Annotated in this window: 10 protein-coding genes; 7 read left to right on the top strand and 3 right to left on the bottom strand. The window is 56.6% G+C overall.

Features of this window, described 5'->3' with window-relative positions:
- Positions 1–20 precede the first annotated feature (20 nt).
- From rpe to hflX, 4 genes are read left to right on the top strand one after another with little or no spacing between them, the layout of a single operon-like run.
- Positions 21–659, top strand: a complete 639-nt coding sequence (gene rpe / locus IH971_01020) for a ribulose-phosphate 3-epimerase (GenBank protein MCH7496419.1) — start codon at positions 21–23, stop codon at positions 657–659.
- Position 660: 1 nt separating this feature from the next.
- Positions 661–1,242 (top strand): hypothetical protein, encoded by a 582-nt coding sequence (locus IH971_01015; protein ID MCH7496418.1) that lies wholly within the window; start codon positions 661–663, stop codon positions 1,240–1,242.
- Positions 1,239–3,392 (top strand): BatA domain-containing protein, encoded by a 2,154-nt coding sequence (locus IH971_01010; protein MCH7496417.1) that lies wholly within the window; start codon positions 1,239–1,241, stop codon positions 3,390–3,392. The genes IH971_01015 and IH971_01010 overlap by 4 nt, the downstream gene beginning before the upstream one ends.
- The gene (gene hflX / locus IH971_01005) at positions 3,385–4,638 is read left to right on the top strand and encodes a GTPase HflX (GenBank protein ID MCH7496416.1); all 1,254 of its coding nucleotides are present in this window, start codon (positions 3,385–3,387) and stop codon (positions 4,636–4,638) included. The genes IH971_01010 and hflX overlap by 8 nt, the downstream gene beginning before the upstream one ends.
- Positions 4,639–4,951: 313 nt before the next feature.
- On the opposite strand, the gene IH971_01000 is transcribed toward hflX, so the two are convergent.
- Entirely contained in the window at positions 4,952–6,196 is a 1,245-nt protein-coding gene (locus IH971_01000) for a dicarboxylate/amino acid:cation symporter (GenBank protein ID MCH7496415.1), read from the bottom strand.
- Between the two features lie 185 nt (positions 6,197–6,381).
- Here IH971_01000 and IH971_00995 point away from each other — a divergent pair, with 185 nt between their 5' ends.
- The 3 genes from IH971_00995 (at position 6,382) to IH971_00985 (ending at position 10,969) form a co-directional block, all read left to right on the top strand.
- On the top strand, positions 6,382–8,100 hold the full coding sequence (locus tag IH971_00995; GenBank protein ID MCH7496414.1) for a DUF885 domain-containing protein: 1,719 nt from the start codon (positions 6,382–6,384) through the stop codon (positions 8,098–8,100).
- Positions 8,101–8,163: 63 nt separating this feature from the next.
- Positions 8,164–9,327: a pyridoxal phosphate-dependent aminotransferase gene (locus IH971_00990; protein MCH7496413.1), complete on the top strand. Its 1,164-nt coding sequence runs from the start codon at positions 8,164–8,166 to the stop codon at positions 9,325–9,327.
- A 220-nt stretch (positions 9,328–9,547) separates the two neighbouring features.
- On the top strand, positions 9,548–10,969 hold the full coding sequence (locus IH971_00985; protein ID MCH7496412.1) for a sodium:solute symporter family protein: 1,422 nt from the start codon (positions 9,548–9,550) through the stop codon (positions 10,967–10,969).
- Between the two features lie 57 nt (positions 10,970–11,026).
- Here the strand turns inward: IH971_00985 and IH971_00980 are convergent, their stop codons facing one another.
- Together IH971_00980 and IH971_00975 are read right to left on the bottom strand one after the other, a co-directional pair.
- Positions 11,027–11,686 carry an HAD family hydrolase gene (locus tag IH971_00980; GenBank protein ID MCH7496411.1) on the bottom strand — a complete coding sequence of 220 codons (660 nt, stop codon included), beginning with the start codon at positions 11,684–11,686 and terminating at the stop codon, positions 11,027–11,029.
- 134 nt (positions 11,687–11,820) lie between these two features.
- The gene (locus tag IH971_00975) at positions 11,821–12,876 is read right to left on the bottom strand and encodes a PorV/PorQ family protein (protein MCH7496410.1); all 1,056 of its coding nucleotides are present in this window, start codon (positions 12,874–12,876) and stop codon (positions 11,821–11,823) included.
- Positions 12,877–12,913: the final 37 nt, after the last annotated feature.

Genomic DNA, 12,913 nt, shown 5'->3' with positions numbered 1-12,913 from the left:
TACAAGAGGTGGGTTAGGTTATCCGCATCATATCTCCCAGTCTTCTCAGCGCCGATTTTTCCCGACTTGAGGAGCAGGTCCAGCTGGTGGAAGGCATCGGTGCGACTCGCCTGCATCTGGATATCATGGATGGCCACTTTGTCCCCAATATCACCTTCGGTCCATTCATCATCCAAGCCATTCGCCGTCTAGCCAGTGCCACCCTTGACAGTCATCTCATGATAGAGAAGCCCCACCGCTACCTCGAAGAGTTTGTCGCTGCGGGATCCGCTACGGTGACCGTTCATATCGAAGCTAGCACCGATCTGCATCGCGATCTGGCCACGATTCGCAGGCTGGGGGCCTCGGCGGGCGTAGCCATTAACCCTGACACAGATTTTGACGAACTTCAGCCCTACTTGTCGGAGTTTGATCAGCTCCTCATCATGTCCGTGTATCCCGGTTTTGGGGGCCAGCAGTTCATGGAGAAAACGCTCGAGAATATGCACAAGGCTGTGGCTGCACGAAAGAGTCATGCCTTCGTGATCGCCGTTGACGGTGGCGTCAATCTAGGCACCATCGATGCTGTATTCGCAACGGGCATCGATATTGCCGTGGTAGGCTCCGGGCTCTTCGGTGCGGCTGATATCGCCGACCGGTTTCGTCGGCTACAGGGCTAAAGTGCGGCGGGCCAGCAAGGAGAACGGCCGTAGGCTGATACACCTGGGATCAAGCGTCATTCCCCTGGGATATTGGATCCTGGGTAGGGATACGATGGTGCCCGTCCTGGGTGGGATAACGGCGGCAATACTATTGCTGGAACTTGCCCGCATATATACGGAGATTGGCCGGACCCTCTATGCCCGTATCCTGGGACCGGTTACGCGCCCCGAGGAGGAGCGGCGCATCACTGGGGGCAGTTATGTGTTCGTCGGCCATCTGGCGGCGGCTGTCTTATTTCCGCCAGCCCCGGCAGTCTTGGCCATGCTGTTCATGAGCATCGGCGATCCTGTGGCCTCATTCATCGGCCAGCGTTACGGCCACACAGCGTTGGGCAACAAGACCGTGGAAGGAACTTTGGCATGTCTGGCTGTGTGTGTACTCATCGCGCTGCCAGCCAGCCTGCCTCCTCTGGTGGGCCTGGCGGGTGCGGCCGGCGCAACCTTGGCGGAGGCCTTGCCACTGAGACTGATCAATGATAATGTGGCCATGCCCGTGGCCTCTGGCGCTATTATGACCGTGCTGGTGGCGGCAGGCTTGTGAGTTTCCTCATCCCTCAGGTCCTTTGGGCGCTGCCGGCGGCGGCTATTCCCTTGATCATTCACCTCATCAGTCAGTCCAATATGCGAACGGTGGAGTTCAGCACCTTGCACTTTCTTCACCTGCTGGAACACGAATCCATACGCCGCCTGCGATGGCACCAGTGGGTGGTACTTGCGATTCGGAGCCTTCTGCTCCTGCTATTGGTGCTACTTCTGGCGCGGCCGGTCATCAAAGGCTATTTCCGGGGTTGGGTAGGTGCGGAGGCCTCCACTCTCTCCGTGGTGATCGTAGACGATTCGTTCAGTATGAGTGGGCAGCCACCCCTGATGAGTCGTGACGGAACGGTAGGGCGGTGGCGGGCAAGCCAACAGCTGCATGCCATCTACGAGATACTCAGTAACCAAAGCGGTCACGGCGACGCGCTGATCATGCGTGCCACCGATGGCCGCATCATATATGAGGGCTCCGTTGCCGATATCCCGGGAGAGGACGTGCTTGCTGACCTCTACAGACCTTCCTTCCGCCAGGACGACCTGGCAGCTATTCTGGATACGCTGAAGAGCGCTCCATTTCAGGAGTCCGCCGGGCTGTATGCCAACCGGGAACTGTACATCGTGAGCGATTTCCAGATTCATCAACAACGGGCTCTCCGAGAAATCGGGCGGGATTCCACAATCTTAAACGACTGGCACCTGTTTTTGCTGCCGGCACCGCATCAAAAGAACAACGTGGCGGTAGTTCGGGCTGAGATTGAGACGGCCATCCCACTGGTGGGCGATCTCATGGATGTCTCCGTGACCCTCCGCAACACCGGGAGCGAGCCGCGGAGCAAAGTGCCCATCCAGGTGGTGCTGAACGATGTGCGCTCCGGACAACTGGTTGTGAACCTGAGGCCCGGCGAGCAGAAATCGGTCAATTTTCAAGTAGCCCCATCTCAATGGGGTCATCAGCAGGGGTACGCCGAGCTCGTCCGGGACGAACGCCTCGGGGACAACCGCTACTACTTTCACACCTTTATCCCACCAGTGGTGAGAGTCCTGCTCGTTGAACCTCCCAATCTGGAGCCTTCTTTCACGCGACTTGCCCTCCGCTCGCTGGCGGAAAATTCGCCTCACATCCAGTTGCGTGTGGCAGCCCCTGATAATCTAAACTGGATGCCTCAGGAGGTCGAGGTACTCATCCTCAACAGCCTGGCTGCCATACCAAACCTGCTGCGACAACAGATGAGAGCGTTTTTTGAGGCTGGCGGGACCTGCATCGTGATCCCCAGCGCCGATCCGGCAGGCCCCGCGGCCTTGGCCTCCCTGGAGCAGCAATTTGGACTCCCGGCACTTGGGCTCAGCGCCCAAAAATTTGATGCCTCCCTTGTGCTGGACCGGGTTGCCCTGAAAAGTTCTATCCTGAGAGAGGTCTATCAAAGGGAGGCGCAGCTGGACGATCTGCCGGGGGTCTCGCAACTTTATCCGGTTGCTCCGCGGGGAACGGCTGAAGTCGTACTGTGGGCGGCAGGAAACAAACCCATTCTTCTGCGCTCGAATATTGCCAACGGTGCCGCTTTTCAATTCTCGATGCCCTTCCACCTGATGTGGACCGACATGCCCCTCAAGGGGAGCTTTATCCCCCTGTGGCACCGGCTGGTTTACTGGCGGGCCGCCAGTCCTATCTTGGCGGATATTCGCGTGGCCGATACACCGGTACTGGATATCAAACCCCGGCAGGCCACCCAAACCATAACCCTGACTGCGCCGGATGGTGTGAGAAGCCTGATCAATCCGGACATACGCACCCGTACGGCTACCTTGAGGGAGTTGGACCGACCAGGGATATACGTCCTATCCAGCAGGAAGAGGAAGCCAGCTGGCTTGACGACTCGTGATCAGGATGAAATCCAGTTTCGGGTAAATATCGCTGATGAGGAGCTGACCAGTGGTATCCTCGGCAACAGTGCGCTGCGCAACCTGACGGGCCCCTCTGGAGCTACTGTCCTGGCCGCGGACGCCTCGATTCAGGAGTGGATCCAGGAGGCACGCTTTGGGCGTGAGCTCTGGCGGCCACTACTTTATATCGTTTTGGCCCTGCTCATTGCAGAGATGGTTCTAGCCAACATCTATCATACGCCACGACATCCCGTCAGGACAGAAATTGTCTAAAGAGCGCGCTATTCTGGTCGGGGTCCGGTGGGGTGCTGCCAGGCACTCAATTGTGGGAGAGCACTTGCATGAACTCTGTCAGCTACTGGAGACCGCTGGCGGGGAAATGGCGGGGCAGGTGATTCAACACCGGGACCGTCCAGATGCGGCCACCTTCATTGGGAAGGGCAAAGCCCTGGCCCTCATGCAGCAGGCCAGCGAACTAGCCTGTAATCTCATTGTGTTCGATGACGACCTTTCGGCCTCTCAGCAAAAGTCGTTACAGCGCCTGGCCGGCGATGATATCAAGGTGATTGACCGCAGCGGTTTGATCATCGATATCTTTTCACGGCATGCCCGCACGTGGGAGGCAAAGACGCAGGTCGAGCTGGCCCGGCTGCAGTACCTCCTCCCACGGTTAACGCGCCAATGGACTCACCTCGAGCGCCAGATGGGCGGCATCGGCACCCGGGGTGGCCCTGGAGAGGCACAAATTGAGGTGGACCGGCGGCTGATCCGGAAACGCATCCGGAAACTCACAGAGGATCTGAAGCACATTAGTGCAGAGCGCTCGACACAAAGTGCCCGACGCCAACATGTTTTTCGTGCGGCCCTGGTCGGCTATACCAACTCCGGCAAATCCACAATCATGAATGCTCTGACCCAGGCCAACGTGCACGTGCAGGACCGCCTCTTCGCCACTCTCGACACCACCACACGGCAGTTATCCCTCGATGGGACCAGCAGGATATTGCTCAGCGACACTGTGGGCTTTATCCGCAAGCTACCCCACCATCTGGTAGCCTCCTTTCGCTCAACCCTCTCTGAAGTAACCAACGCCGATTTACTTATCAAAGTAATTGACGTTTCGGCTTCCCTGGCTGAGGAGCATCTGGAAGTAATTTCCGGTGTTCTGAAGGAACTGGCTCCGGGAGAAAAACACGAGGTGATTGTATTCAACAAGTTAGACGCCGTTACAGACCCCGCTGTACTAGGACAGCTGCAGCGGCGCTATCCGGAGGCTGTCGTGATCTCGGCGAAGCAACGGTTGCGCCTTGATCAACTGGAGCAGGCCATCATCGAGGCATACCGGCACGATTTCGAACAGTGCCAGCTACGTATTCCCACCGTTCAGGCACGACTCATCAGTGCCGTATACGAGTCCCTGACAGTGGAAGAGCGATCATTTGATAATGAAACGACACTTTTGACGGTAAGCGGGCCAAAGGCAACCATCGACGCCATCAGAGACAAGATCCGCAGCTGATTTAGGCAGCCGGCTTGGAGGGCAGCGGGGATGTTATCAGGTGGTAAAAAAAACATGCCCGCGAACTAACAGTCACTCGAGATCCCGCTCTGTATGAACGGTGGGTGCCTCTCAATTAAGGCAGGCTTCCTTCATCCCGCTCAACCGGAAAAGGCCTGCGCTGCATTAACCGAATATGGCGCCCTATGGAGTAAGATTGACGGATCTGAGTAACAGATCAGTTCACGGGCAAATCTTCAAAGAGCCAAGTTCAAATTAAGGGCTTTAGCGACCCCCAGCAAGAATTACCACTGATCCCCCGGCATATGAGATACTAGGCATTATCTTGCTCCATGGCCATGGGATAGGCGAGGTCTTCACCCTCAGAGTGGGCGATTATCGCCGCACCAATGGAGTCGCTGGTAATGTTCACCACCGTGCGGTACATGTCCAGGGGGCGATCCACCGCCAGCATAAGCCCCACCAAGGCATACGCCGCCGGGGTGGTGATATTCACGGCCTGGAGCACAATGAAGATCATGACCAGGCCCGCCGATGGTATCCCCGCCGCCCCAATGGATGCCAACAGGGCCGTTATCACCACCAGCACCTGGGCCCCAAAATCCAGATCGATCCCCAGGGCTTGAGCAATAAACAGTACCCCGGCGCACTCATACAATGCAGTACCATCCATATTGATGGTGGCACCCATGGGCAGGACGAAACTGGACACCTTATTGGATACGCCGGCGTTCTTCCGCATCGACTCTAAGGTTAGCGGCAAAGTCGCCGAGGAGGAGCTGGCGGAGAAGGCCATCGCCATGGCTGATGCCATCGCCCGGTAGTGCAGTAGAGGACTTTTCCGTGTTAACAGAAAGAACAGTGCGGGCAGTACAATCAGGAAATGGATCGTCAACCCGAGAGTAATGGTGAGCATGTATTTGCCCACAGCCTGAAACAGATCAGCTCCCATCAGCGACACAGCGCGGGCAATTAATCCAAAGACGCCAATAGGCGCGAGGCGGATAACCGCGCGGGTGAGTTTCATCATCACCTCAAAACCCGAATCGAAAAATGCCAGGAATCCGCCACGCTGCTTCTCCGGCAGCTGGGTAATGGCAAAACCGAACACGATAGCGAAGAAGATGAGACCCAAGATGTCACCCTCGGCGGCAGCTCTCACCGGATTCACGGGGATAATGCGCATGAGAATGTCTGCGATTGAACCTGGCGTATCTAAATCTTCGGGCGATATCCGCACCTCTTGAGCCACTTCCACACCGACGCCGGGCTGGATTACATTGGTGAGGGTCAATCCAACCAAGATGGCCAGAAAGCTCGAGGCCATGTAATAGCTAAAGGTTTTCGCACCGAGGCGGCCGAGGCTGCGGGAATCGCCAATGCCGGCCACGCCGGAGACGATGGATGTGAATATCAACGGCACAATGACCATTCTGAGCAGGCGCATGAAAATGTCACCCAAGGGGGTGGCCTTATCAGCTTGGTCAGGAAAAATGGTGGCAAAGAGAAATCCCAATATCATGGCAATAAAAATCTGCCAATGAAGTTTGAGTTTCATAACGCTCCCAATACGTTTTGCTCCGCTAGATAAAGTCCTCGAATCTACCGGAAAAGCGACCCATGGGCAACCCGGATCACAGTGGCGGGTCTAAATTTTTATATCGTGGCGCTCACTGAACGGCTATGGAATTCGTGCCCCAAAACTTGGTACTTTTAAGCCAGCCAAACCGGGAAGGAAGATACATGAAACCGCAGCTCATCCTGCTTCTAGCGCTCCTGCAATTTGCTTGTAATCCCTCACGGCAAACTTTCCATGCCTTGGTGGATGATTACCTCGTCTGGCACTTCCAGTCATCGCCGGTCGAGGCCACATGGATTGGCATGCACGATCATGATGGACGGTTCGGTCGGTATACCAGTGAATCCATGCAGGCAGCAGCCCAACAGGTGCGGCAGTTCCAGATCCGCCTGGGCCAGATAGACCCTGAAACATTGTCTCTGGAAGAGGAGGTGGACTACCACATTTTCCAGAATTCATTAGACCTGGTGCTATTTGGGCTGATCGATCTGCGCGAGCATACCTGGAACCCCATGCAAGTTGCCCAAGAGGTGGGTTTCGGCATCATGTTGCTGGCTTCCCAGGATTTTGCGCCCCTTGCTGAGCGGCTGGCAAACATTTTGAACCGTTTGAAGGATATCCCCCGAGTCTTGGAGGAGGCCCAGACTGCATTGGAGACTGCACCCGAGGTTCATACCCGCACCGCCATACGGCAAGTAAATGGGGCCGTAAACCTGGTCTCAGAAGAACTCTTCACCCTATTGTCACCGCTTACGACGGACCAGGAACAGGCCCTTCGTGAAGCCTCGGACACAGCGGCGGCGGCCTTGGAAGCCTTCAGTTCGTGGCTGGAATCCAATCTGCTGCCAAGAGCCGACAAAGATTTTCGGCTGGGGGCTAAGCTCTACGAGCGCAAGCTGCTGCTATCACTGGGTGAAGACATCACACCCGACGAGATTCTCCGCAGGGCCCGTTCGGAGCTGGCCATGACGCAGCATGAGATGTTCGAGTTGGCGCTGCCCCTCTACCTGCAGGAGGTGGCCGGGTTCAGTGCCACGGACCGCGCCGACACGCTGAAAGCAATCAAGTGGGCACTCGACCAAATAGCCGAAGACCATGTGGGGCGAGGTGAAGTGCTCGACAACGTCACGGGCACCATTGTGGATCTGGAAGCATTTATCAGGGAGCATGATATCATCGCACTCGATTCCCGGCATCCGCTGGAGATACGCCCGACACCAGAATTTCAGCGGGGGGTTTCCATCGCCAGCCTGGAAGCGCCGGGGCCTCTGGAAAAAGGGCTGAAAACCTTCTACAACGTGTCCCCCATCCCCGAAGACTGGGATGATGAGCGGGCGGAAAGTTTTCTCAGGGAATACAATTCCATTTCAGTGAAAATCCTCAGCATTCACGAGGCCTTGCCCGGCCACTACGTGCAACTCTACTACGCCAACCGCTACCCATCCGTTCTGAGGGCGGTATTCGGCAGCGGGGTCATGGTCGAGGGGTGGGCGCACTACTGTGAAACGATGATGATTGAGGCCGGTTACGGCGGGGGCGATCCCCGCTACCGGCTGGTTCAGAAAAAGTGGTATCTGCGCGGTATCGCCAATGCCATTCTGGACCAAGGCATCCATGCACAGGGCATGAGCCAGGAAGAGGCCATGCAGTTGATGGTGGACGAAACGTTTCAGGAGCAATCCGAAGCGGAACTGAAGTGGGTCAGGGCCCAGCTCACTTCTGCGCAGCTCTCCACATATTTTGTAGGCACTACTCTCATGTGGGCGTTGCGTAGCGATATGGAGGCTGCACTGGGGGACCACTTTGACCTGCGCAAATTCCACGAAAAGCTCCTGTCCCACGGCTCCCCACCCATTAAATACCTGCGAAAGTTGCTGCTCTGACGGAGTGCGGCCAATGGCACGCCAGATGACGTTAGCAGCACATAAATACTGCCGCTGGCCATCGTGAACCTGGCAGCAAGCCTAGCCCGTCTGGGGACTGAAACCGCCTTTGACGTCCTGGTACGGGCACGGAAGTTGGAGGCCGAAGGGCGCGAGGTGATCCACCTGGAGCTGGGCGAACCCGACTTTGATACGCCGGAGAACATTCGCGATGCAGCCAAGACCGCTCTGGACGAGGGTTACACCCACTATGGGCCGGCCGCCGGCCTGCCTCTGCTGCGGGCAGCAATTGCCGAGGAGGTGAGCCGTACTCGGGGGGTGGACGTGACCGCTGAGAACGTGGTGGTTACGCCAGGTGCCAAGCCCATTATTTTCTTCTCACTGCTGGCTTGCATTAACCCCGGTGATGAGGTCATCTATCCCAACCCGGGCTTCCCCATTTACGCATCAGTGATTGACTGGATCGGTGCAAAGGCCGTTCCGCTCCCCATGCGCGAGGAACGGGGCTTCAGCGTGGATGTGGACGAACTCGCCGACCTGATCACTCCTAAAACTCGATTCTTAATCCTGAACTCGCCGGGTAATCCCACCGGCGGAATGATTCCCCGCGATGAGCTGGCGCGCGTTGCCGAGCTGGTGGAGCGGCACGACATCTTAGTCCTGGCCGATGAGATCTACTCCCGCATTGTCTATGGTGATGAACACATATCGCTGCTGTCGTTTCCCGGGATGCAGGACCGGGTCATATTGTTGGACGGCTTTTCCAAGACTTACGCCATGACCGGCTGGAGGGCGGGCTATGGCGTGATGAATGAGGAGTTGGCCGTCTGGGTCGCCCGCCTCCAGACCAACAGCAACTCATGCACGAACAGTTTCGTTCAGATGGCCTGTGTGGAGGCTATCAAGGGTCCCCAAAGCCAGGCGCTTGCAATGGTGGAGGAGTTCCGACGCAGACGTGATTTTATCGTATCAGGACTTAACGCCCTTGATGGGATTACCTGCCTTTCTCCGGCTGGCTCCTTCTACGCCTTCGCCAATGTCAAGGAGCTGCCGCTGCGAAGTAAACCCTTGGAGGAATACTTCCTCGAAAACTACGGAGTTGCGACCCTTGCGGGGACTTCGTTCGGTGCCCACGGGGAAGGCTACTTACGGCTGGCCTTTGCCAATTCCATAGAAAACATACAGACCGCCCTGCAACGCATGGCCCGCGGCATTAAGAAACTGTGATAATGTCGCCAGCATGTGTGCGCGTGGAGCTGCCAACTTGATACTATTGGGGGTCGGAGATAACATGCCATCGCGATCCATACGGTCGAATACGTTTTACCTTTCAGCCGGCCGGTCCGTGTCCTGCCAGTGCGGGGAATCAACCCTGGTCAGAGTCGATCAATTCAGCGACGGGGCGCCTGCTCCCTCGATGACAACAGCGGCTGCATAGAGCCATAGCATGAGCTATCTGGTCGTTGTCATCAGTTACCTGGCATTGTTGATCGGCGTAGGATTGATCCTGCGCCGCCGTGTGCGCACAGCGGAAGATTTTGCCGTCGCCGGTCGCAATCTGAAATGGCCGATCTTGGTGGGAACTCTGCTTGCAACTTGGACAGGCTCAGGCTCGGTATTTAACAACGGACGGCTGGGCTACGAAAACGGCTTCGCGGCGCTGTGGGCCTCAAGCGGCGCCTGGATCGGCATCATCCTCATCTATTTCATCGCCAAACGCATTCGCGGGGTGGGCGCCTCATCTGTGCCCCAGATTCTCGAGCGCCGCTTCGACGCCCGCACCGGACTCCTGGCATCCATCACCACCGTCATCGCCTACGTAACGATCGTCAGCTATCAGTTTCGTGGTGGTGGCAGAGTTTTTGAAATCATCGCCGGATCGGGGCAGATGATTCCCGGCATTGACAACCTTCTGCTCGGCATGATCGTGACGGCTCTGTTTACGATCATCTACACAACCCTGGCAGGACTGTTGTCGGTGGTATACACGGACGTTTTGAATGGCGTTGTGGCATTGTTGGGTGTGCTGATTGCGATACCGTTCGTGGTGGCTGGATTAGGTGGCTGGGAGCAGTTTGCTCAGAATGTTCCCGACATCAAGTGGACGCTTTTTGGAACCCGTGGCGCCCTCAGCATGTTCGCGCTGTTCCTGCCAACCCTACTGCTGCTCATGGGCGACGCCAACATGTACCAGCGCCTGCTAGCGGCAAAGGACGGCAACCATGCCGAGAAGGCCGTGGTAGGATGGGTAGTTGGGGTTGTGCTGATTGAACTGCTTATCGTAACCCTCGGCTTTCTGGGGTCGATACGCTTCCCGGGACTGGTTGGCCCCGATGCCGCAAGAATACTAATTATGATTGCCCATCAGGCAGTGCCCTTCTGGATTGGCGCCCTCCTGTTGGCAGCCATCATATCCATTATTGTTTCAACGGCCGATTCGTTTCTGTTGGTACCGGCCAACAATCTGGCGACTGACATTTACGGCCGCTATTTCAATAGGGCCGCCTCAGGAGAGCATTTGTTGTTGGTCAGCCGCCTTGTCGTTGTGGCCCTGGGTTTGCTGGCTTTTAGCATGATCAGATTTTTCCCTTCAATCCTGGAGGCTGCATTTGCCGCATATACCATCTATGGTGCCAGCATCACCCCCGCACTCCTGGCCAGTTTCATCTGGCCGCGCGCCTCGGCACGGGCAGCTTTCGCCTCAATCCTCGCCGGCACGGTGGTTACCATTGGCTGGGAGCTGGCCAAACGGCTGGCCGATGGGGTAAACCCTTTTGGTCTGGAGGCAATCTACCCGGCAGCGGCAAGCTCCATCGCCCTCCTGGTGATACTCAGCTTGCGGGATAATCCAAGACAAATCGACGAATAGCAGCGCACCACAATCCGGGACTCCTCGCGGCACCCTTGAGCCCACAGCTATCCTCACCTAAACCCGAATACCCTGTTGCACACGAAGATACTCGCGCAACTCGTCAAAGCTCTCCAGCAACTCACTCCCGGCGTCCTGAAACTGGTCCGCCGACTGGTGACCATGCGTCAGGATGACGGATTTCACGCTCAAGGCTTCAGCCACTTCCAAGTCGTGGGTTGTGTCACCGATGTACAATACCGCCTCCCCTTTCTGACCTAGCCGATTGAGCAGCTGCCGACCCTCATCAATCTTGCTGCTCGCGTGGATGTGGTTCAGCCCGTGAATGAGTACGAATAGGTCTAGAAAGTCATTGGCTGCTAGCTGCTCGTGAAGTGGGCCCAATTCCATCGCCGAAAGAATGGCCTGGCTCACGCCGGCTCCCGACAAATCTTCTACCAGTTGCCTGGCTCCGATATGCGGCTCTGGTACCGCCAGTTTACCATAGTAGCAGTTAATGAATTCCCGGGAGAGAGCAATGAATGCCTCTGCCTCGAAATCAAAGCCCAACCGCCGGTAATAGGACTCCACAGGAAAACCAAAGATCTCCCGGTATCGGTCCCGGTTCAGGATCGGCATTTTGCGCTTGGCAAGCAGCTGGTTCATGCACCCAATAGCATAATTGACATCGTCAAGCAGGGTACCGTTCCAGTCCCAAATAATTGCTGAAATGCTCATGCAGCTATGCAAGGGGTTCAGGGGAGGGTGTATCGCATGACATCGAGTCGCCACCCCACGAGCCAAATAGAAAAATGCCCCACCCTGGAGGGTGAGGCATTTTTCGTCAAATTACCTCGGCGTCTAGAATGCGCTCAAATACCTAACCGCAGTGCGAACACCTGGTTATCAGCGAAGAACTTCGTAGCAATAAACGCGTAGTCGATGGTCAGATTGACTCCTGTGAAGGATGCCAGATTCAGACTCGCTCCATACGAGATTCCGGCAAAGATATTCTCTAGCTGAGACTCATCGACGTCCAGGGACGTCGCGTCGTCTTCCACTGCAACCGATGTCAGGCTGGCAAATCTCACCGAAGCCAAGCTGCCCAGATTGTACTGGCCAAAGATGCGGTATTCGTTTTGGGCGGCGTTGTTGTTCTCAAAGGTAAACCCGAGGTCCAACGAGCTGGAACCCAGGTTCAGCCGGTAGTTGGTGCCGATGTCCATATTGAACGGCATATCGAATGCTGCCGCGCTGGATTTGTACCACTCAGTCTGTCTGTCGCTGTCTTTGGCATTCGCCTGATACCACAGCGCTGACCCGTCATAGCGCATGGGGGTTCCGAAGTTCTTTAGCGTCACCCCAATGGACAGTCCGGGTATATCCAGGAAGGAGGCATACTGAATGCCCGCATCGATGGTAACTCCCGAGGCGCTCACGCCGGCGAAGCCCTCGTTGAGAAAGTTCGCAGTGATGCCGAAGCTGGTTCGGTCGCTGATGGCCCGGGCAAAGGTGGTGCCGAGAACAAATACGGTCGGGGTAAACTGCTCACCGGTCCCTTCCGGATTAAACACATCCGTCTTGTCGATAGCGCCAATGTCGAACGTGCGAATTGTCAAGGCCAACGAACCGAGCGCGCCCAGTTTCAGACCAGCGCCGATATAGTTGGTACTGATGTCGGCGATGTAGGATCGCCGTGAGAAAATGGCCGTGACGTTTCCTTCAGCACGGGCGAGGCCGGCGGGGTTCCAATACACCCCATCCACGCCGCTGCCGATGGCAGTGGCACCACCCCCGGAGAGATATTGCCCGCCTTGCGGTATCAGCAGGTATGATGCCCCGGTCGTTCCATTGCGCGGCCCTTGCGCGGTGGCGATGGCGGCCAAAGCTAAGACCGCCAGCAGACTATGAATTCTCAGTTTAGCCATGGTTATCTCCCTCACTTGGCTGTTTAAATTTTAGGTC

The organism is Candidatus Neomarinimicrobiota bacterium (genome assembly GCA_022560655.1).
Classification (GTDB): domain Bacteria; phylum Fidelibacterota; class Marinisomatia; order SCGC-AAA003-L08; family TS1B11; genus JADFSS01.
The sequence above is the reverse complement of the archived record's forward strand: the minus strand, read 5'-3'. Positions and strand labels throughout refer to the sequence as shown.

What these genes read in the sequence shown, in the direction of transcription:
- IH971_01000 (MCH7496415.1), bottom strand. Translation starts at nt 6,196, where the DNA reads ATGAAACTCAAACTTCATTGGCAGATTTTTATTGCCATGATATTGGGA.
- IH971_00980 (MCH7496411.1), bottom strand. Translation starts at nt 11,686, where the DNA reads ATGAGCATTTCAGCAATTATTTGGGACTGGAACGGTACCCTGCTTGAC.
- IH971_00985 (MCH7496412.1), top strand. Translation starts at nt 9,548, where the DNA reads ATGAGCTATCTGGTCGTTGTCATCAGTTACCTGGCATTGTTGATCGGC.
- IH971_00995 (MCH7496414.1), top strand. Translation starts at nt 6,382, where the DNA reads ATGAAACCGCAGCTCATCCTGCTTCTAGCGCTCCTGCAATTTGCTTGT.
- IH971_00975 (MCH7496410.1), bottom strand. Translation starts at nt 12,876, where the DNA reads ATGGCTAAACTGAGAATTCATAGTCTGCTGGCGGTCTTAGCTTTGGCC.